The organism is Algoriphagus sp. (assembly GCF_039969895.1).
In the GTDB taxonomy this organism is placed as follows: Bacteria; Bacteroidota; Bacteroidia; order Cytophagales; family Cyclobacteriaceae; genus Algoriphagus.
On record NZ_JBDVMZ010000021.1, the window covers coordinates 52026 to 72339 of the forward strand.

At 42.2% G+C, this 20314-nt stretch carries 12 protein-coding genes; 6 read left to right on the plus strand and 6 right to left on the minus strand.

What is annotated here, in order from left to right; genetic code table 11:
• Positions 1-64: 64 nt before the first annotated feature.
• On the minus strand, positions 65-1531 hold the full coding sequence (locus ABJH64_RS14990) for a Gfo/Idh/MocA family oxidoreductase (protein ID WP_348299754.1): 1467 nt from the start codon (positions 1529-1531) through the stop codon (positions 65-67).
• Between the two features lie 365 nt (positions 1532-1896).
• Between ABJH64_RS14990 and ABJH64_RS14995 the strand changes: the two genes are divergently transcribed.
• The 3 genes from ABJH64_RS14995 to ABJH64_RS15005 are packed head-to-tail and all read left to right on the plus strand — an operon-like array spanning position 1897 to position 4710.
• Positions 1897-3027, plus strand: coding sequence for a Re/Si-specific NAD(P)(+) transhydrogenase subunit alpha (locus ABJH64_RS14995; protein ID WP_348276525.1), 1131 nt, complete (start codon positions 1897-1899; stop codon positions 3025-3027).
• A gap of 13 nt (positions 3028-3040) precedes the next feature.
• Positions 3041-3328: an NAD(P) transhydrogenase subunit alpha gene (locus ABJH64_RS15000; protein ID WP_339870008.1), complete on the plus strand. Its 288-nt coding sequence runs from the start codon at positions 3041-3043 to the stop codon at positions 3326-3328.
• Entirely contained in the window at positions 3325-4710 is a 1386-nt protein-coding gene (locus ABJH64_RS15005) for an NAD(P)(+) transhydrogenase (Re/Si-specific) subunit beta (RefSeq protein ID WP_348276526.1), read from the plus strand. The genes ABJH64_RS15000 and ABJH64_RS15005 overlap by 4 nt, the downstream gene beginning before the upstream one ends.
• A 206-nt stretch (positions 4711-4916) precedes the next feature.
• Here the strand turns inward: ABJH64_RS15005 and ABJH64_RS15010 are convergent, their stop codons facing one another.
• From ABJH64_RS15010 to ABJH64_RS15020, 3 genes are all read right to left on the minus strand, one after another.
• Entirely contained in the window at positions 4917-5918 is a 1002-nt protein-coding gene (locus ABJH64_RS15010) for a sialidase family protein (RefSeq protein ID WP_348276527.1), read from the minus strand.
• A gap of 51 nt (positions 5919-5969) precedes the next feature.
• Positions 5970-7160 (minus strand): acetylxylan esterase, encoded by a 1191-nt coding sequence (locus tag ABJH64_RS15015; protein ID WP_348276528.1) that lies wholly within the window; start codon positions 7158-7160, stop codon positions 5970-5972.
• A 165-nt stretch (positions 7161-7325) separates the two neighbouring features.
• Entirely contained in the window at positions 7326-9125 is a 1800-nt protein-coding gene (locus tag ABJH64_RS15020; RefSeq protein WP_348276529.1) for a hypothetical protein, read from the minus strand.
• 427 nt (positions 9126-9552) lie between these two features.
• On the opposite strand from ABJH64_RS15020, the gene ABJH64_RS15025 reads away from it, so the two are divergent.
• The 3 genes from ABJH64_RS15025 to ABJH64_RS15035 all read left to right on the plus strand — a co-directional run bounded on the left by ABJH64_RS15025 (position 9553) and on the right by ABJH64_RS15035 (position 17257).
• Positions 9553-11370: an alkaline phosphatase gene (locus ABJH64_RS15025; protein WP_348276530.1), complete on the plus strand. Its 1818-nt coding sequence runs from the start codon at positions 9553-9555 to the stop codon at positions 11368-11370.
• A 1182-nt stretch (positions 11371-12552) separates the two neighbouring features.
• The gene (locus ABJH64_RS15030; RefSeq protein ID WP_348276557.1) at positions 12553-15672 is read left to right on the plus strand and encodes a TonB-dependent receptor; all 3120 of its coding nucleotides are present in this window, start codon (positions 12553-12555) and stop codon (positions 15670-15672) included.
• A gap of 28 nt (positions 15673-15700) precedes the next feature.
• Positions 15701-17257: a RagB/SusD family nutrient uptake outer membrane protein gene (locus ABJH64_RS15035; protein WP_348276531.1), complete on the plus strand. Its 1557-nt coding sequence runs from the start codon at positions 15701-15703 to the stop codon at positions 17255-17257.
• A gap of 732 nt (positions 17258-17989) precedes the next feature.
• On the opposite strand, the gene ABJH64_RS15040 is transcribed toward ABJH64_RS15035, so the two are convergent.
• Together ABJH64_RS15040 and ABJH64_RS15045 are read right to left on the minus strand one after the other, a co-directional pair.
• A complete protein-coding gene (locus ABJH64_RS15040; RefSeq protein ID WP_348276532.1) occupies positions 17990-19474 on the minus strand; it encodes a sulfatase-like hydrolase/transferase in 1485 nt (494 codons plus the stop codon).
• Entirely contained in the window at positions 19464-20126 is a 663-nt protein-coding gene (locus ABJH64_RS15045) for a TetR/AcrR family transcriptional regulator (protein ID WP_348276533.1), read from the minus strand. The genes ABJH64_RS15040 and ABJH64_RS15045 overlap by 11 nt, the downstream gene beginning before the upstream one ends.
• Between the last annotated feature and the right edge of the window lie 188 nt (positions 20127-20314).

Here is a 20314-nt window from a genome sequence, read left to right on the forward strand (position 1 = left end):
AATATCAGAACCCGCTCAAAATCAATTTGAACGGGTTCCGAATGATTTATTTTCTAGGGAAAAATTACATTTCCCACCCTTCTCTGTACGTTCTGCCTACGAATTGGTTCGCTTCTTCAAAATTCGTGATCAGAAGTTTGTCTCCATCCCAAAGCAATTTCTTGCGTCCGTAGAATTCAGGTTGACCTTTGGCATTTTCTCTTCGAAGCATGTAGCTGCGGATTGCCAAATTACCCATCAACACAGTCTCCGTCATAGGTCCGGCGTAATCAAATGAAGAAGTCAAGCCTTTATGTTCTTCACTTCCAAAGCCAGCCTTGCATGCATCGACCCACTTTCTCTGATGGCCATACTCTGGCTCAATGTTTTCCTCGGTCTGAGGTCCAAACTCTTGAGTTCCGTCATTTAGGTACAACTTAGGCATCAGCGGAGAACTGTCATTGATATTGGTGGATATAATTCCTTTTTCCCCGATGATCAATACGCCATTGGCACTTCCTGCACCTCCAATGTCATGATCTGCTGGGATAATGTCCGGATGAGCAGGGCGAATACCGCCATCCATCCAAGTCATATTGATTGGTGACTTGCTCTTTGGCGTAGCCGCGAAATTGAGCGAGATAAATGATGAGGCAGGGCAGCCGGCTGGATGATAATCTGCAGTCCACATGCCACTATATACTGATCCAACGCTACATTCTGCGTCTGTAGGATAGTGCAATCCTAAAGTTCTGAATGGAATATCGATCAAATGGCATCCCACATCACCTAGAGCGCCGGTTCCATAATCCCACCAACCTCTCCAACTGAATGGGTGAAGGTTTGGAGTATAGGCGATTTCAGGTGATGGACCTAGCCAGAGATCCCAGTTTAGTGCATCTGGTTTGGAGCTCGGAGCTGGTTTCGGGAAAGCACCTCCTTGAGGCCAAACAGGTCTATTTGTCCAAACTTCTACTTTTGAAATCTTACCGATTTTGTCTTCGTCCACCCATTTTTGCACCAGTTTCAACAGCTCATTAGAGCCGCCCTGATTTCCCATTTGGGTCACCACTTTCTGACTTCTGGCCATCTCAGTGAGCATTCTTGCTTCTTTGATGTTGTGGGTCATAGGTTTTTGTACATATACGTGCTTCCCACGCTCCATCGCATACTTAGCTGCTGGTCCATGCACATGATCGGGAGTAGAAATAGTCACCGCGTCGATATCTTTCTCTTTATCGAGCATTTCGCGGAAATCAGCGTAGCGCTTTGCGTCAGGGAATCTCTCTACCGAAGCTTTGGCAGATCCCGAAAAATCTACATCACAAAGTGCTGCAACTCGCTCTCGCCCATTAACAGAAGCATTTCTAATGTCACTGGCACCTTTTCCTCCCGCTCCGATAGCAGCTAGGTTCAATTGATCGCTAGGTGAAATAAATCCAACTCCGCCGAGTACGTGGCGAGGAACAATCATAAATGAAGAGGCAATCGCTGCGTTTTTGATGAAATCTCGCCGTGATTGTCCTTCAGAATTTTTTTTGGGTTTGCGCATGAGGTTTTAGTTTTAGGTCAAATAAGTATTCTAAAATAGGGATTTATTTTTTCGAATTAGGACTGTTTGTTTTTAAAGGACTACTATGCCATGATCAATGGTAGCGCGTGAGATTTGTGTGCTTGGAAATCTGAAAGAATAGAGTGGGTAATTCTTTTATCTATGTCAAATCCAAAAAGTGACCTACCTGATTTAGTGATTTGCCTGCCCGTGTTTTATTTTAGGTTTTTTTTAAAAATCAGAATTAAATAGTGTAAAAAATAAAATAATCAGGACAATACAGGTGGCTCCTGATAATTTTTCCTAGTTTCTTTGAATATATTGAAACTGAAAAGATTTTAACTAACGAATTCAAAAAGCCTGAAATGAAAATAGGAGTTTTAAAAGAGACCAAGGCGGGGGAGCGAAGGGTGGCACTTAGTCCTGATGTTATTAAGCAGTTGATCAAAAAAGAGTTTTCCGTGTCAGTGGAAACAGATGCCGGGGTTGGTTCTAATTTTTCTAATGAAGATTACATTGCTTCAGGTGCTACAGTGGCTGATTCTCCGGCAATTTTTGAAGCAGATGTTCTGCTCAAAGTCAATCTTTTTACAAAAGAAGAAATCGCCCAAATGAAAAATGGAGCTGCCTGCATGTCCATCATGTATGCCTATAATTTTCCGGAAATCCTCGCCGAATTGAACAAGAAATCCATTACCGCCTTTTCTATGGACGCAGTGCCGAGGATCTCAAGAGCGCAGAAGATGGACTGCCTAAGTTCTCAGGCCAATCTAGCTGGCTACAAATCGGTAATTCTTGGCGCAAATTATCTGGAAAAGATTTTCCCACTGATGATGACTGCCTCAGGTACAATCACTCCGGCCAAGGTTTTGATTTTCGGAGCTGGAGTGGCCGGATTGCAGGCGATTGCTACCGCAAAAAGATTGGGTGCTGTCGTGGAAGTGTCTGATGTGCGTCCCGAAACAAAGGAGCAAGTGGAATCACTCGGAGGTAGATTTTTGGCCGTAGAGGGAGCAGAGGAGGTAAAAGTGGAGGGAGGATATGCGGCTGAGGTTTCTGCGGAGTTTTTGCAAAAGCAAAAAGAACTCATTGAAAATAAAATCAAAGACGCAGACTTGGTCATTACTACGGCCTTGGTGATGGGTAAAAAGTCTCCCATTCTCGTCACTGAAGAGATGGTCAAAACCATGAAAAAGGGAGCTGTGATCGTGGATATGGCGGTGGAGTCCGGTGGGAACTGTGAAATCTCCGAGAAGGATCAAATCGTGAAAAAGCATGGGGTCACTATCATAGGTGAATCTAATTTACCATCGCTCATGTCCACGAATGCAAGTCAATTGTATGCAACTAATATCAGTACGCTTCTTCTGCACTTGGCTACCAAAGATGGATTTAATCTAGATCTTGAGGAGGAAATCACCAAGGGTGTTTTGATCACTTACAAAGGGCAAGTAGTTCATGAATTCACCAATAAAATTTTAACTAAGTCAACTTAACTCTAGTCATATTATGAGCTCTGAAGCATTGATTATTCTGATTTATATACTTGTTCTGGCAAGTTTTCTGGGATTTGAGCTGATCGCGAAAGTCCCTCCAACCTTGCATACCCCGCTGATGTCTGGATCGAATGCGATATCGGGAATCACCATCGTGGGAGCACTTTTGGCCTGCAACGAAATGGGCTATACTACTATTAGTAAGTGGCTGGGCATGATTGCCTTAGTGCTTGCTACCATCAACGTAGTCGGGGGCTACACTGTCACAGATCGTATGCTTAAAATGTTCAAGAAAAAATGAGTACAGCCATAGAATTAGCATATTTGATTGCCTCAGTATTGTTTGTGCTGGGGATGAAAATGATGAACAAGACCAAGTCGGCACGACAAGGAAACCGACTTTCGGCGCTTGGAATGTTTATAGCCATTTTGGCGACCTTAGTTCAGATTGATGCCATATCACTAGTTGAGATTCTAGGATGTATCGTGGTAGGTTCAGCGATTGGTATGTACTATGCCAATAAAGTGGAGATGACCAAGATGCCGGAAATGGTCGCGATTTTTAATGGATTTGGTGGTTTGGCCTCCTTTTCTGTTGCGCTTTCGGATTATTTCCTTCGCACAGAAGTCAATGTAGAGTCCATAGCGCTAGTGACCGTCATCAGTATTATTATTTCGGTCTTTATTGGTGGTCTTACTTTCACCGGATCTTTGATTGCTTACCTGAAGCTGAATGGGAATATTTCCGGTTCGCCGATCACGTTCAAAGGTCAGCATGCCATTAACTTGCTTCTGTTCTTAGGATTCCTTACCGCAGCAGTATTTACCGTGATGGATCAAACAGATCCTTTGCTTATCATTATTTTGGTTGTCATTGCGTTGGTTTTAGGGGTTTTGACGGTCATTCCAATTGGCGGCGCAGATATGCCGGTGGTGATTTCCCTGTTGAATTCCTACTCAGGAATGGCAGCTTGCGCCACGGGTTTTATCCTCAATAATAATGTGCTGATCGTGGCGGGTTCTCTGGTCGGTGCCTCGGGGATTATACTCACGCAGATCATGTGCAAAGCCATGAACAGATCCTTAATCAATGTGTTGCTGGGAGGTTTTGGGCAGACAGTGAATGAAGCTCAGGCAGATGGCCCATCTATTACTGTGAAAGAAATAGGAGTGGAGGAGACGGCTATGCTGTTTGATGGGGTATCTTCTGTGATTGTAGTGCCGGGTTACGGCATGGCTGTAGCCCAAGCGCAGCACGTGATCCGCGAACTAATGGAGCAATGCGAAAAGAGGAACATAGACTTCAAGTTTGCGATCCATCCGGTAGCAGGAAGAATGCCGGGTCATATGAACGTGCTTTTAGCGGAAGCCAATATTTCCTATGATAAACTGATCGAAATGGAAGCTATTAATGATGAGTTTCCAAACACAGATCTAGTACTGATCGTAGGAGCGAATGACGTGGTAAATCCAGCAGCTCGAAATAATCCGCAAAGCCCGATCTACGGAATGCCGATTCTCAATGCAGATAAAGCCAGAACAGTCATCGTCTGCAAGCGAAGCATGGGTAAAGGCTATGCCGGCGTGGAAAATGAGTTGTTTGGTTTTCCAAACTGCCTGATGCTATTTGGCGATGCCAAACAGACGATTACCAAGGTAGTATCTGAGATGAAGGAAATGTAAGTTGATATGGGATTTTTGATTTATGATTGCTGAGATTTTTAGAACTACAGTCCATGTCTCAAAAACCTGTGATCGTTGTCCATGCGCTAAGGAGCTAGTGTAACAGACCGTTAAACAACTAGAAATCACTTTAAGATGCCAAAAAAAATCGAGCGATTTGAATTTTAGATCGCTCGATTTTTATGGCTTAGGGTTGGGGAAAACACTTATTCCAAGGCTAGTGATACGTATTTTATTTTCTCCCTATTGTAAGTATATGTCAGGTGAACGGTGCCGTCTTTGGCCTGGATGATCGCTGGATAACTGAATTCTCCTTTTGGATGATCTTCTAGCACATGTATTTCATCCCAATTCACACCGTCCATTGACATCATGAGGGAAAGCTTATTTCTACCGTCTTTGATTGGGTTGCAGAGCAGAAGTTGTATCCCGCTTTTTAAAGTAACTCCGTCTATTCCAGAGTTATTATGAACTAGGCCGGTGGATTCCACAGTGGACCAGGATTTACCGTTGTCCAAAGACCAGGTAGTGCCGATCACATCCTCTTGTGTTCGCGCTAGCATCTGTAATTTTCCATTGGGATAAAATAACACCGTAGGCTGGATGGCGTGGAAATCACCGTTATCAATTTCAATTTTTCGCCAGTTTTGATTGTCCGCCGTGGTTGTTTCCACATGCATGCTCCAGATCCCATTGGTTTCAAAACTACTCGGATGCAGCAAGGTTCCATCTGCTAGTTGTACAGGTTTGTTCTTCACCGGCCCTAGCATTCCAGGAGGAATTTGAATGGCTTTAGACCAGGTTTTTCCTTCGTCTGTGGAGGTTTTGTAAAGTCCCCACCATTCTTTTGGGTTAGGGCCTTCTTTATAATATAAGGTGAGCAAATCATCTGAATTGCGGTAGAGAACCGGGTTCCAAGTTGGGTTACGGAAGTCTTTATTTTCTATACCATCCGCTACTACTTCTGGCGTGGACCACTTTCCGTTGATGAGTCTGGCAGTGAAAATATTGACATCAGGATGCCTTTCGTAGGTGCCACCAAACCAGGCCGCCAAGATTCCGTTGTCTGTTTCGACCAGGGTTGAAGCATGGCACTCCGGAGTAGGAAGTTTTTCATAGATAAAGCCTGAGCTTAGGATTTTCACGGTTGGTTTTTCTGGGTTTGAGAAAAAGCTGAAAAGTGAGAGTATTATAAGTGCTGTTTTCATAAGGTAATTGGGTGTTAGATCAAATTGAGGAAGTAGGCTTGCTTGGTTAGGTTAATTCCATTGGATTTCAACAAACTCAATGAAATGCTCCCAATCCTCCCAAGTCAAGTTATGTTTTCCCTGCCGAATATGATAGCCGGCGAAAGGCTGGATGATCGGCTCTTTGAGTTCTTCGAAAGCAAGTGGGAAACTTACCTCTTTCCCATAAATCTCTGCATACACCCGACTTCCTAGTTGCATAGAAATATACTCGCCTTTGGGGTCTGCCCATTGATCTCCACGGGCACTGGCGAAGTAAATGGACCTAGGCGCGAAAAGCATGGCGAGCAGGTGCTGATCTACGGGTAGGTTTTCTTCCTGATGATTAAAAGCATTAAAATTATCAGCAAACCAGTGTGGGAATTTGCTGTTGATGATAGCTACTGTCTCACCGTATTTTCTACGTGAGATTGCCGCTCCTCCACAGCCAGATTCATTCGGGAATGCTACCGTCCAACGAGTATCGTTCGCTGCAGCCCACAGGGTAGCTTTTCCACCGCGTGAATGTCCAACTAGTGCAGATTTAGTGATGTCAACTAACGGGCTTTGCTCGAAATAGTCCATGGCGCGCATCGCTGCCCAGCTCCAGGCACCCAAGGTTCTCATTCCGTCAGGTTTGGAAAGCTCTTCGGGGTATAATGTGTCTAATATTCCTTCGGAAAAACGTTCTGCATCATCTGGAGCTACCGTTTCTCCATGGAAGGAAGCTGTAGCAAAACCACGATTTATCAACTCTGATACAGGCCAAAAACCATCTTCAACCAAAGAACCATCCTCCGGTTTTGGACGGTGATTGATGAGAAGAAAAATCGGAAAGGGCGCGTTTCCAGTCTTGGGAAGGAATAGGTTCAGCCGCATGGTGTGTGATTTTCCATTTCTCGTCACAGTTATATTCACCTCTTTCAAAATGGCTTTTTCCGGATAAGGATTGCTAGCTTCTTCCACCTCATCGAAAGAAATTTCATCAAAATCATTGGGGATATTTCCATAGATATTTTCTCTAAATAGATTTAGTATCTCTGGTCTGCGGATTTGTTCCCAATCCTCAATTGAGGAGATGAATCGCCCGCTCAAGCTCACAAAAGGATCAGGAAGGTTGATTCCTGGAACTTTGGATTCATCGTAGTTTGCTGGAGATTGTGCCATCGTGATTGAATAAAAGAGAACTGTCAAGAAGGTGAAAAGGTAGGGTTTGAATCCCATAGTCAAGTGAATTATGAGCGTTTTTGCTCCGTTCGGTGTATAATTTATTAGAAATTAATGAAATACCCGGATTTGAAAAAGTAGTTCTCTGACTAATTGGTAGTAAAGCTTTTAGCTGAATTGATTGTCCTGGCTTTATGGAGAGCTGTTAAAAAATGAGGCGATTTAATTGTAATCAATAAAATCCGGCGCAGCTACATAGACGTCGGAATTTCTAAAGCGCAAGTTTTTCCTGAAGCTAAGAGCGAATTTTGACTTTCCTTCATCGTCAGAGGGTATAAAAGTTCCTTTTACTTCCATGGTGCCAAATACTAAGTTCTCATTCCGTATTCTCATTCCAAGACTGAAACCTGTGTAGTTCTGATAGCTACTTTCACAGGTAGGGCATTTTAGTTTGGTCCAATGAATAGCACTAAAAGGAGCAATACGAAAACCTATCAGTGACCAAGGGGTGAATAAAGTGGATTCGAAAGCCAAGGAGGTTCGCTGGGTAGCGTCCACTTCTTCCACTCGTAAGCCGGGTATAGTGTTACCACGGATGGTGAGCCAGTCATTGGTAGTTCTATCAAAAAGCTGCGTGAAATATCCAGAAATTGTGTTTCTGATTTTATATTTTCCTAGCGGGAATGCTTGAGAATTGTACGTACCGCCAAGCTGAATTACCCCATCTTCCGAATTGCCATTTCTGAAATAACTCGCGCCATTTAAGGTAAGATTGTAAAAACTACCATTTTTTGAAGCTCCATTATAGTTCAGGCTAGCGCCAGAATAGGGCCTTTGAAGGCTCATCGTTTTAGTATATCCTAACGTCACCGCTAGATTGTAACCTTTAGGGATGTCCTCAGTTCGTCCAAAACCATAGACATATTGAGTTTTGATGAAGCTTTGTTCGTACCACGTGAATTCGGCCAGAATTCCTGCACTGCTGTTATACCTTCTTTCTGTTTCCAGACCATCTTGATCCGGGTTGTCAATGAAGTTTCCGTCAAAAAGTCTCAGCGCCAAGAATTCTCGCTGTCTATCATTGGTGGCTTTTTCCGATCCAAAATTATATCCCCACCAGAGATTGCTGGCATTGTACTTATAATCCAGAAACACTGAATCTGGCCTGGAAAACACATTCTTTGACCAGTTTTGACTCCAGTATGCTCCGCCTGCCCATTTGGAATAAGGCGACACCAAAGGGCGTTCTAAGTTTATCCCGGTAGAATATTCGTTCTCTTCTCCGAAGCTAAGCCCTGAGTTTAGTTGAGTATAGTATAAGGTCAAATCGACTAAACTGCCGAGCAGGCTGCTTTTGGCATAGGCTAAAGCAATTCCTGACTTGGGAGTTCTATCGATATCAAAAAGGTAATCAAATTCAAAACCTTGTCCTCTGCCATCTAAATTGGCATCATAAACCTTGAAGAGAGGAGCAGATGGGAAGCTGCCTCCCACCGATCCACCTATACTGAAAATATCTCGGGTGATCACCGTCAGATCGACTGAATCAGTGCCATCCACCGGAGTGACTACGATGCGACTTTCGAGAATGAAGGGCTGATCTCGTAAGAATCGCTCATTATCGCCTAGTTTATAGGGGTTTATTTTTTGATTGGGCTTGATGAAAAGGTGTTGTTTAACCGTCTTTTCCCTGGTATTAGTATGAAGTTTATTGGCGATTTTACCCACTTTTTGCACCATTGGCTTATCATTTCCATAGATAGAAAACTCAAATCCAATTGGCTCTACGGTAATAGTGCGTATGATCATGCCCTCATAGGCGAGGAATTTTTCTTCGGCCTTTTCTACCAGCACAGTATCTCTGTTTGATCGGGTGATGAAATCCATTCCTTTTTCAAGGGCTTTTTTAGTTAAGGAGACTTTCGACGTATCATTCTCATCTTGGGCAAAACCATGCTGACTTATGCAAAGGTGCAGAAGGATTATAAGTGTGATTTGAAATAAAAGATTTAACCTTTTCATGCTTTTGGCTCCAAAAAACAAGGTTTTTGTAGCACTTCATTGAAGAGTTTATTTAATGATACACACATAGGTTGCCAATATTTTACATCACAACAAGTGCTGCTTAGGGGTGAAATTAAGCTAATCAGCGAGCATTTGTTGCTATAGCGCCAAAGGTAGATAGAGTTGAGCTTTTTTATAAAAAAGGATTCTGATTATCTGCAAGCTTGCCAGTACACAAAATTCCCTTGCTCAACCGGACCCAAGTCCGGTGACCGATGTGACCTCAATTTCCCCATAGTTATCGGGATTGACCAAATCCTCTCATGCTTTGGCTCATTGCTGGAAATAAGGAGGATATACATGAAAAGGATTTTTAATCCATTGGAATATGATATAATGAGGAAGTGTTTTTAAGAAACTAAGCCAGAAGGACTATTTTTAAACTATGATAAAAATTCTCCTAACACAGCTATTGCTAGTTATCATTTTTAATTTTCAGCTTTCTGCGCAAGACTTAAGATCTTTTCAACTCCACTCTCATAATGATTACTTGCAGACGGTGCCTTTCTGGACGGCGTATTCTGCTGGTGCTACTTCTATCGAGGTAGATGTGATTTTGCAAGACAGTAAGCTCATGGCCGCACATGAGACGGAAAGTATCAATCCCAAACGTACCCTGGAGAGTTTGTATCTCAATCCTATTTCTGAAGGCTTGAAAAGTGGGGTGATTTCTAGCATTGATTTTCACCTGTTGGTAGATCTGAAAACATCAGCTTATCCCACGTTAGATGTTTTGCTGGAAAGCATGAAAAACTATCAGGATATTCTCCTTTCAAAAGAAAATCCTAAAGGCTTGAAGTTGATTATCTCGGGAAATCGACCGAAACCTGAGGATTATAAGAAATATCCGGAATGGATGCTTTTTGACTACCAAAGTAAAGTTTTGACTGAGGATTTGCCTTGGGAGAAAATCGGGATGGTAAGCCTTAGTTTTCGGCAGTTTTCCATCTGGAACGGTAAAGGCAGAATGGTGGAAGAGCAGCGCAGATCGGTACAAGATTTTATTGATTTGGTTCATAGTTTTGATAGGCCAGTCCGCTTTTGGGGTTCGCCGGATAGCAAGTCTGCCTGGAAGGCTTTCTATGAAATGGGTGAGGATTACATCAATACTGATCATCCTATAGCCGCAGCTGACTACTTAAGTAAGCTGGAACAAAATGTTTATCAAAATCCCAATCTTCATGAGATTTACCATCCAAAATTTGAAGTGGATGGAGTAGCTACTCCGGTGAAAAATGTGATTCTGATGTTAGGCGATGGAAATGGTTTGGCGCAGATTTCCGCTGCTTTATTTGCCAATGACAATCAGCTGAATCTAACTCAATTGAATACTATCGGCTTGGTGAAAACCCAGGCTGCGGACGATTTTACTACGGATTCAGCTGCTGGAGCCACAGCTTATGCAACTGGCGAGAAGACCAATAACAGAGCTTTGGGTGTGGATCCTTCGGGAAATGTGCTGGCAAATCTGCCTGATATTTTGGACGGCTACGGTTTCTCCAGTGGAATTATTACCACTGATCAGCTCACTGGAGCTACCCCGGCATCCTTCTATGCTCATCATTCCGAGCGAGATGACTCGCAAGATATTGCGGCTTTTCTGTCTGAGAGCAACTTGGATCTATTCATCGGTGGAGGTAGATCCAGATTCGAACTGGAGCTGGAAAATCTGAGAAATTCCGGGTTTACTTTGACTGAAAATCTTGAAAATTTACATGGAGATCGGGTAGGCTATTTCGCTTCGGAAGGTTCATTGCCGAAGGTACTGGAAGGGAGAGGGGATTATTTATTGAAAAGTACGAGTGCTGCTTTGGAGTTTTTTGAGCAGAAAAAGAGTCCATTTTTCTTGATGGTGGAAGCTGCGAACATTGATTCGGGTGGGCATTCTAATAACACTTCTATGATCGTTTCCGAGATGCTGGATTTTGACCGGGTGATAGGTGAAGTAATTCGATTTGCTGATGAGCACCGGGGGACTCTAGTGCTCATCACAGCAGATCATGAGACGGGTGGCGTATCCATTCCTCAGGGAGATATCTCTTCACATACGGTAGAATTAGCTTTTCATTCTGATGATCATACGGGGATCATGGTTCCGATTTTTGCCTATGGAGCGCATGCCGATGAATTCAGAGGAGTGTTTGAGAATACGGAAGTATTCCAGAAGATCATGAACTTGATAAAGCTTTATCAAACCAAGTAATCTGTGTTCTACCTGCGACCGAGCAAGGTGAATGGAAGCATAAAAATGTTTCTGATGAGGTCGAAAGATAGTTCCACCGCGAATCCCAGTAGTCTAAATGGAAGTAGAAACAACCAGACGATGGGATAGAGTACCAGAGCCAAAAGAGCCAGAGGCCAGCAAAGAATGAAGAGTATGCACCAAAGTAGGAAGCTTAGCATGAATATCGTTTTTTTGTTTGTACTGTCAATTGCTGTTCCAGCTTGAGAAATCTTGTGTTAATATAAAATGGTGGCATTGTGAAGTTTTTTATGTACGCTAGCGATCAAGAAAAGTAAATGAACCGAACAGTTTTCATCTCAATTTTTTGAAGAAATGGAAATTGAGCGCTAACCTCATAAGCAAGCTCCCTCATTTAGTTGGAAATAGTTGCCTCAAGTAGCTGAAATTCATCAATTAAAAATCTACTAGATTCTGAATGGGTAGCGGATAAGACGTAGTATAATTTTTTGGTAATATTAAATTTAGGTGATTTTTCTCCAGGAAGAGTTTATAAAGTCAATATAATTACTAAATTGAAAGGAGGTTTTACCAAATTGTGCTTTAGACCTTGAAAAGAGATTAGTGCAATTTGATAGGTGTATTTGCCCATTAGGATAAATGATTCGATGTTTAATCTTGGTAAAGTATTATTTTTCCTTTTTTGTTTAAATAGAGATACGATTTTTAAATGGTTCTCTCTTCAGTTTTAGCTTGCTATAGAGTTTGTGTAAAAATTATATATAAGATACATTTTTTATAATGTATAAGTTGGCGAGTAAAGCACTTTGTCTGTTTTGTCGGAGTGTTTATCTACCTGTTTTTCAGTATGAATGGTTTTTTTTAAGTAAAGTCGGTTATTTCTTTATTTAGAAAATTTTAAGCGGAAGAGGAATTTTTAAACTTATTCCGTGGAGTAGGGCAAGTATTGTTTAATAAGTAATGTGTAAGGCCTATGAACTAGAAAAAATGCCTTTTCAAGGAGCAGTTGAAATTTCAAGGAAATTCTCGCTGCATATCATCCGGAACCTGTTTAAGAGTAAATCTTACAGGGTATTAATTAGTGATCAATACCAATAAACCTCTCAAAATATGAAAATATATTTACAAAGACAGCTCCTAGAACTGTCTAAAATAGTCCTATATGGATTCATGCTGCAGTTAATGTTTAGCCCTTTCATTTTGGCTAGAACTGCTTCTAATTTGCTCTACGATGAGACCTTTAAAGAGGTCACCGTAACTGGTCGGGTTTTAGATGAAACTGGACTCCCTCTTCCTGGTGCAACAGTGTCTGTAGCGGGAACAACTTCTGGAACGATTACAGATATAGATGGGCTTTATTCTATTACAGTAGCTGAAACAGCAGATTTAATTTTTTCCTACATAGGCTATGAGCCGCAGCGTGTCACCGTAGGCACACAAACGGTCATTAATATCACCCTAAGTCCTGATGCTACGGCGTTGGAAGAGGTGGTAGTGATAGGATATGGCACTACGAAAAGGAGTGATTTGACAGGATCTGTCGGTTCGGTTGGAGCTGAGGCCTTGCGAGAGCGGCCGGCAGCCTCTCTAAACCAAGCCTTGGCAGGCCGAGTAGCTGGTGTACAAGTGAACAATAACTCTGGACGCCCTGGAGGAAGAACTACTGTTAGAATCAGAGGATTCAGTTCTATCAACTCATCTAATAACCCCCTCTATGTGATAGATGGCGTGCAGATGCCAATGGGAACTTTGGATCAACAGAGTAGTGCTATCGATTACATCAATCCAAACGATATAGTCTCAGTGGAAGTGCTGAAAGACGCCTCTTCCACAGCAATTTATGGGTCTAGAGGAGCAAATGGAGTCATTTTGGTGACGACCAAAAAGGGCAGATCAGGTGAAGGAGTTGTTACCTATAATGTGGACTTGAGCGTGCCAATCATCGGCCCAAATAGACCGGAAGTTCTCAATGCTAAACAGTACCTAGAAGTGGAGGACTTGGCTTGGGCAAATATGGCTAAATACGATCCTCAAGGTTGGGCTGACGGCAAGTGGGCATACCTGAATCCCGCGCTGCGTAGAACTGATCCACGAGTATTTGATAGCCAAGGTAATCCTCTGTTTGATACTGACTGGCTTGAAGAAACTACACAAAATAAATTATCCCAAAACCATCAGTTGGGCTTTTCGGGAGGTAGCGATAGAACTTCCTATTCGCTTTCATTAGGTTATAGAGATGATCAGGGACTGGTAAAAACCTCTTATCAAAAAAGGTATTCAACCCGATTTACCCTCGAAGATAGAGTAAAGTCCTGGCTGACCGTAGGCGGTAGTTTGAGTTACAACAACCAAACTGAAAACCTGGTGGATGTAAGTGACGCGGTAGCTCGACAGATGGTAGAGGATTTTCCATTCTTACCTGTGAAGTATGAGGATGGAACTTTTGCAAACAATAGGGACTATCCATTCGCAGAAGGCACCATGAGTTCTGCACATAGATTATCAGGAAGAAGATACATTCTCAATACCCAGACTACGTTGGGTAGTGCTTACACTAATATCAAATTTTCGGATGCCTTAGAAATGAGAACAGCCTTAGGTGTCAACATTCTTACTCAGGAAAATGATAGATCTGAAACAAGAACGCTAGCTATCAACCAAAATGGAACAGCATCTAAGAGTATGAGGAAAGATACTTTTTGGTCCTTGGAAAACTACCTGACTTATTCCAAAGTTTTTGCTGAAAGACATTCGTTCACGGGATTACTAGGTATTTCTTGGCAAGAGAATAATTTCACTTCCATGAACGCCAGCATACAGAATTTCTCTACCGATTATTTCTTATACAATAATTTGGGCGCAGGCAGCCAGCTGCCGCGTGTGGGATCAAATGCTGCTCGTCAAGCGCTAAATTCCTATTTCTTCAGATTGAATTACATTCTGGATGATAAGTATTTGTTTACGGCTACAGGTCGTGCTGACGGTTCTTCCAAATTCGGAGACAATAATAAATATGCATTCTTTCCATCTGGAGCCTTCGCTTGGAGAGTTTCGGAGGAAGGTTTTTTGAAAGGTAACTCCACCATCTCCAATCTGAAAATAAGAACTAGTTATGGTTTGACAGGTAACTCTGAGATTCCTCCTTATTCTTCTTTATCCCTATTGAGTTCCAATTATTCTGCAATTTTCAACGAAACACAAGTTGGTGGAACAGGAATTAATAGGCTTGCTAATCCAGATTTACGATGGGAAAAAACTGCTCAGACAGATTTTGGATTCGAGCTGGGAATGTTCAACAACAGACTGAATATAGAAATGGATTTCTATTACAGAAAGACTACAGATATGCTGTTGGATTCACCCGTGCCAAGAACAAGTGGCTATGCTACTATCAGAAGTAACGTAGGTTCTATGGAAAATAAGGGGATCGAATTCACCCTTAATTCAGTGAATTACGAAAAAGAGAATTTCAGCTGGAACACCTCCTGGAACTTATCCATGAACAGAAATAAAGTTCTCTCTTTAGCCACGCCAGCGGATATTTTTGGAGTAGGTGGGCCAAATTTCACCAATCAGACGAATATCATCAGAGTAGGTGAGCCGGTAGGTTCCTTCTGGGGATTGACCAGACTGGGCACCTGGAGTGAGGTAGAGCGAGCAGAAGCTGCGGAATTTGTGAGTTATAGAAATGGATTGACAATTCTTCCTGGAGATATTAAATACCTGGACGTCAATGGTGATAAAGCAATCAATGACTCTGATCGAATGATTATCGGTAATGGAAATCCGGATTTTTGGGGAGCTATTTCCAATACATTCAGGTTCTACAATTTTGATCTTTTGATAGAGCTTCAGTACAGTGTAGGAAATGACATCTTGGATATGACACTTCATCCAAGTGAAGACCGTCAGGCTTTGGCGAATAGCTACACTTCAGTGCTTAACGCTTGGACGCCAACGAATCAAAACACAATGATTGCAGAGATTCGTGATACGCGGGCGGGATATGTGACCAATGTGGACTCACACTGGGTAAAAGACGGTTCATTTTTACGAGGACGTAATTTACTGCTTGGGTATAACTTCCCGGCCACACTCACTAATTCCATCAAGTTGAGCAGATTGAGAGCTTATGCCTCAGCGCAAAACTTCTTCCTGTTGGTCGGTGATGACGTGAACGGCGACCCTGAGACTACACCAATTCGAGGTGGAAATGGGGACAATGTATTCTCCCAAGGTATGAACTGGCACAGTTATCCTAGACCGACTATTTTCATGTTTGGCCTGCAGGTTACACTTTAATTCTCTGTCAACTTAAAGCGATATAAAAATGAAAAATAACATATATAATAAAGCGGGCAAGGTGTTCCTATTGATAACACTTGTATCAGGATTTGTAGGGTGCTCTAGTTTTTTGGATGAAGAAGATCCTTCTAATCTTACACCTGATAGCTTCTACACTATTCCCGATCATGCCGAGGCAGCATTAGCAGCAGTATATGCCGATACTCGATTTATAGGAGATGGAGCAGGAATATTTTCCTCTACCTGGCAGTTGCTGGAAGCTCCTACGGGGACTTCTACGACAGAGACAGCACAGAACTCTGACCTCAACAACTTATATGGACTGATCTACGATGGCCGTACACAGCATGTGATCAACTGGTGGAATGGACTTTATAGAGTCATAGCTCAAGCTAATTTGGTGTTAGATAAGGTTCCAGCTATTAATCCTATGGATGAAGTTCAAAAGACGCGCGTTTTAGGTGAAGCTAGATTTCTACGAGCATGGTCTTACTTCTACCTGGTAAGATTGTGGGGGGATGTCCCATTGATAGTACTTCCACAGACCGCTAGTTCGGAAAATTTTCAACCTGCTCCAGCTTCTCAGGAAGAGGTTTATGCCTTGATTTTGGAAGATTTAAAAGCTGCTGAAGCCGCAGGACTTCCGTGGATGACCACAAGTGGGAGAGTCTCTTTAGCCGCTACCAAATCCTTGCTTGCAAAAGTATATCTAACGATGGCTGGTTTTCCCCTAAGTAAAGGGGCATCTCACTATCAAATGGCTGCTGACAAATCAAAAGAAGTAATCGATTATGGGCAGGCTAATCCTTTGATGATAAATTTATTTCCTACCTATGGAGCTATTCATGATGAGGCTAATGGCAATAGATTAGAGCATATTTTTATGCTTCAATACAATGTAATTGTTGCTGGAAATCCGATGAATAATATGTTTCCGAACTTCAAGCCCGTCACCTTTGCAGGTCCTTCAGGCACGGGTAGTACAGTTCCCACACAAGAGTTTTATAATTCCTATGAGTCTGGTGATCTTCGCGCGGTAGATCAGGTAGGATATTTCTATACTACTTATTACACCAATGGAAGTGGTGCTCCTTTTGATTTGGGTGCACCCTACATCTTCAAGCATTTCAATCAACTTGCGCTAGGCTCAAAAGATAAGCCTGGCAATAGAGCAAATAACTTGAATGTGCCATTGATCCGGTTTGCAGAAGTATTGCTTATCTATGCAGAAGCGCAGAATGAGGTGGGTGGACCGAATGCCTTGGCTGTAGAGAGTTTGAGAAGAATTCGTAGTCGTGCTGGGTTGCCCACTCCATCTCTGGGTGAGTTCAATCCCAATACATTCAGAGAATTAGTCTGGAAAGAGAGATGGCATGAGCTCTGTTATGAGCAGCTAACCTGGTTTGATATGCTTCGCTTACGCAAAGTATATAATGAATCTACTAATGGTTTTGACGAATTTGTAGGGCATAGGAACCCAAGTTCAAACCAGACGCTGCAAGCAAGACATTATCTGATGCCTTATCCACTGCCTGAAATGCAAAACAATCCAAATCTGATGCCTCAGAATCCAGGATATTAAGATTGATTTTAGCTTGTATTTCAATAAAAGGCTTCACTTCTGTGGAGCCTTTTTCTGCATTCAGGGATTCTTCTTTTAGTAGAGATTGATAATAAACTAAACTATAGCTTTAGATTTTTATTATGCTGTTTTGAGGGTGATTTAGTGAAACCTAGTGATTGATTAGAGCTAATGACCTATTTGTGATTGGATAGGATGATTCATACAGAGGAAATAATACACTTATGCTTTGAAAATCACTTTTTTTCAAAAAAACTATATATGTATCCGCAAGCTTGCCAGTACAAAAAATTCCTTATCTCAACCAACTAGAAGTCCGAAGATAGGTGACCGAAGTGACCTCAATTTCCCGATAGGTCTCGGGATTAATCAAATCCTATTATACTTTTAACTTAACTGTTAACAAAGCGGCAATGCATAAAAACTAAAAAATAATATACTTGTGCCAATCATTCCAGAAGAATTCTTTGACCATTCGAAGGCTGATCGGGTTCAGTTGCATGAGATGCCATATTTCGAATACTCTATTCGAATTACACCAAGTCAAATTTTGGTGCTCATTAAGAAGTGAGGTTTTAGTATTAGTAATTCTAGTTTTTGAAAAGCATGCGGAGGTAGGCTTCAGCAGATTTTTTACGTTAAGCATTTTTCGCTTTCTATTTCAAACCCAATAGGGCACAAAAAAAGGACTCCCAAAGGAGACCTATTTTAAGTGTTGAGTAGTAAGAGAGATTATTTTTCCACCCCTTCAAAATACCGCTTCAGCGTATATTCTGGCTGCCAACGATCCGGTTTTCTTGTAAGAGTTGATGGATCGTATTCCAGCTGTTTGATGGGTTTGGTGGTCAAAGCTGCTGTGTCTCCAGAACTTTTTTGCCACTCTTTCAGCATAGTTATTAGTTCCTCTTTGGTGGAGGAATACGCCTTGTTTTCCGCCAGATTATTCAATTCAAGTGGGTCATTCCTTAGGTTGAAAAGCTGCGTGTAGTCTCGCTCAGGGTATCTAATCAGTTTCCACTCTGGAGTTCTAACAGCACGCACGGTGTATCTGTAGGCTGTGAAAAGGCTGTTTCTCACACCTTCCTCATTACCGTTCAGAATAGGAACTAAGCTTTCACCGTCCACTTGAGAAGGCTTTGGAAGACCTGCCAATTCGGAAAGAGTAGGATAGAGGTCGTAGAGATAGACCATCGCATCGAAGGTCTCATTCTGTGGGACACCTGGGCCTTTGATGATCATAGGAACTTTAGTGCTATGTTCGTAGAGACTTTGCTTGCCCAGCAAGCCATGACTTCCTGCTGCCAATCCATTATCCGCAGCATAAACGATGATGGTATTATCGTACTGATCGTTATCCTTCAAAGTTTGGATGATTCTGCCGATTTGTTCATCCAGATGTGTAATCAGCGCATAGTAATCAGACAAGATCATCTGGATTACCTCAGGCTTTCGCGGCCAGTCAGTCAGTAATTCATCGCGAACCATCAATTGATCAAACTCAAATGGATGGTATGGCATATAGTTTCCAGGCAAAGGCAGTGAGCCATCAGGATAGTAGCCGATGTATTTTGCTATAGGTGAGTAAGGATCGTGAGGCGCGGTAAAGGCCACATAGGCCAAGAATGGATTGTCTTTCCCTGACCTTGCATGAGTATTCAAGAAATCTATAATGCCCTCGGCAAAAACTTCTGTGGAATACCCTCTGGTAGTAGGCTCATCAAGCTTACCATTTCCATCATAATCCCGCATCGCCACGCCGTAGTGATCTGCCATTCCGCCCAGATAGACATTTTTTGCCTGCTGAAAACTGTTCTCGAAGGCTTCCCTTTCATTATGCCATTTGCCAGTTCCGAAGGTAGTATATCCTGCTTCGGCAAAATCCATAGGAAAGGTGCGCTCATCCTTAAGTTTGTCATACACATGAAATAGACTTTTACCACTGAGCAACATCGCCCGACTGGCAGCACAGACTGCGCCGTGATTTCCACCCATGACATAGGCATTTTCAAAGCGGCTACCTTCACTCGCCAGTTGATCTAGGTGGGGCGTTTGGATATATGGGTTGCCTGAGGAACCCAAGGCATCTGCACGCTGATCATCAGCGAAAAGGAAAAGGACATTCGGTTTTTTGCTCTGCTGCGCAAAGCTCACTTGGGCGAAGGCGCACCAAAGTAGGAGTAAGAGCGCCAACCCACCCATGGTACGTTTATCTTGCATCAATATCTTCTTGAGTATAGCCGTATTTGGCGATGACTTTTGCACGTTCTTCTTTTCCTTTTTCTGTTAAATATGGCGTGATTAATGCCCAGATACTTTTGACCATGGCACCTTTTTCCGTGAATTTATTGGAGGCTAAAACTTCTCTTTGCGATAGCCAAAACGTGATGATTATACGAATAAGGTGCTGTACACTTTCACGAGTCTCAGGTTCAATTCGTAGCATGTATTCATCGCTGAGAAATTCTTCAAATAGCGCATCCATCTGAAGTTTTCTATATTCAGAAGTTTTTTGGATGAGGCTAGTGATGTTCAGGTAGGTTCTGGAGATTTCCAATACATCCAGGTTGATAAATCGGTAGCGGTACTGAAACTCTTCTAGCTGGATCAGCAGCAGATGTACGTGTTCTATGGATGAGTACTCTGGTTTTCTAGAGATAAAATAATCGGACATTTCTGACCTCATCTTCTCATAAATCGCCAAGATAATATCTTCTTTAGTCTTGTAGTGATAGTCAAGATTACCGTGACTGATTCCCATTTTGGCAGCAATATGCCTACTTGTAATTACCTGGACGCCGAATTCATTGTATTGCTCGATCGCTGCAATTAGTATTTTATCTTTGGTCTTTAGCTTTTTTGTATTCTCCATTTTGATTGCTTAGAAGTTGAAAAAAGATGTTTTCTCAAGATATAGCTGAATTAGTAAAAAAGGGATTATTAACCTCCTTTTTTAATTATAAGAACCCAATTACTACATCTATGAACATTTTGATTAGTAGCTGTGCCGTTATTTTAGGTTAGATTTAGTACAAGAGCAGGTTAAGGATTACTGCAATT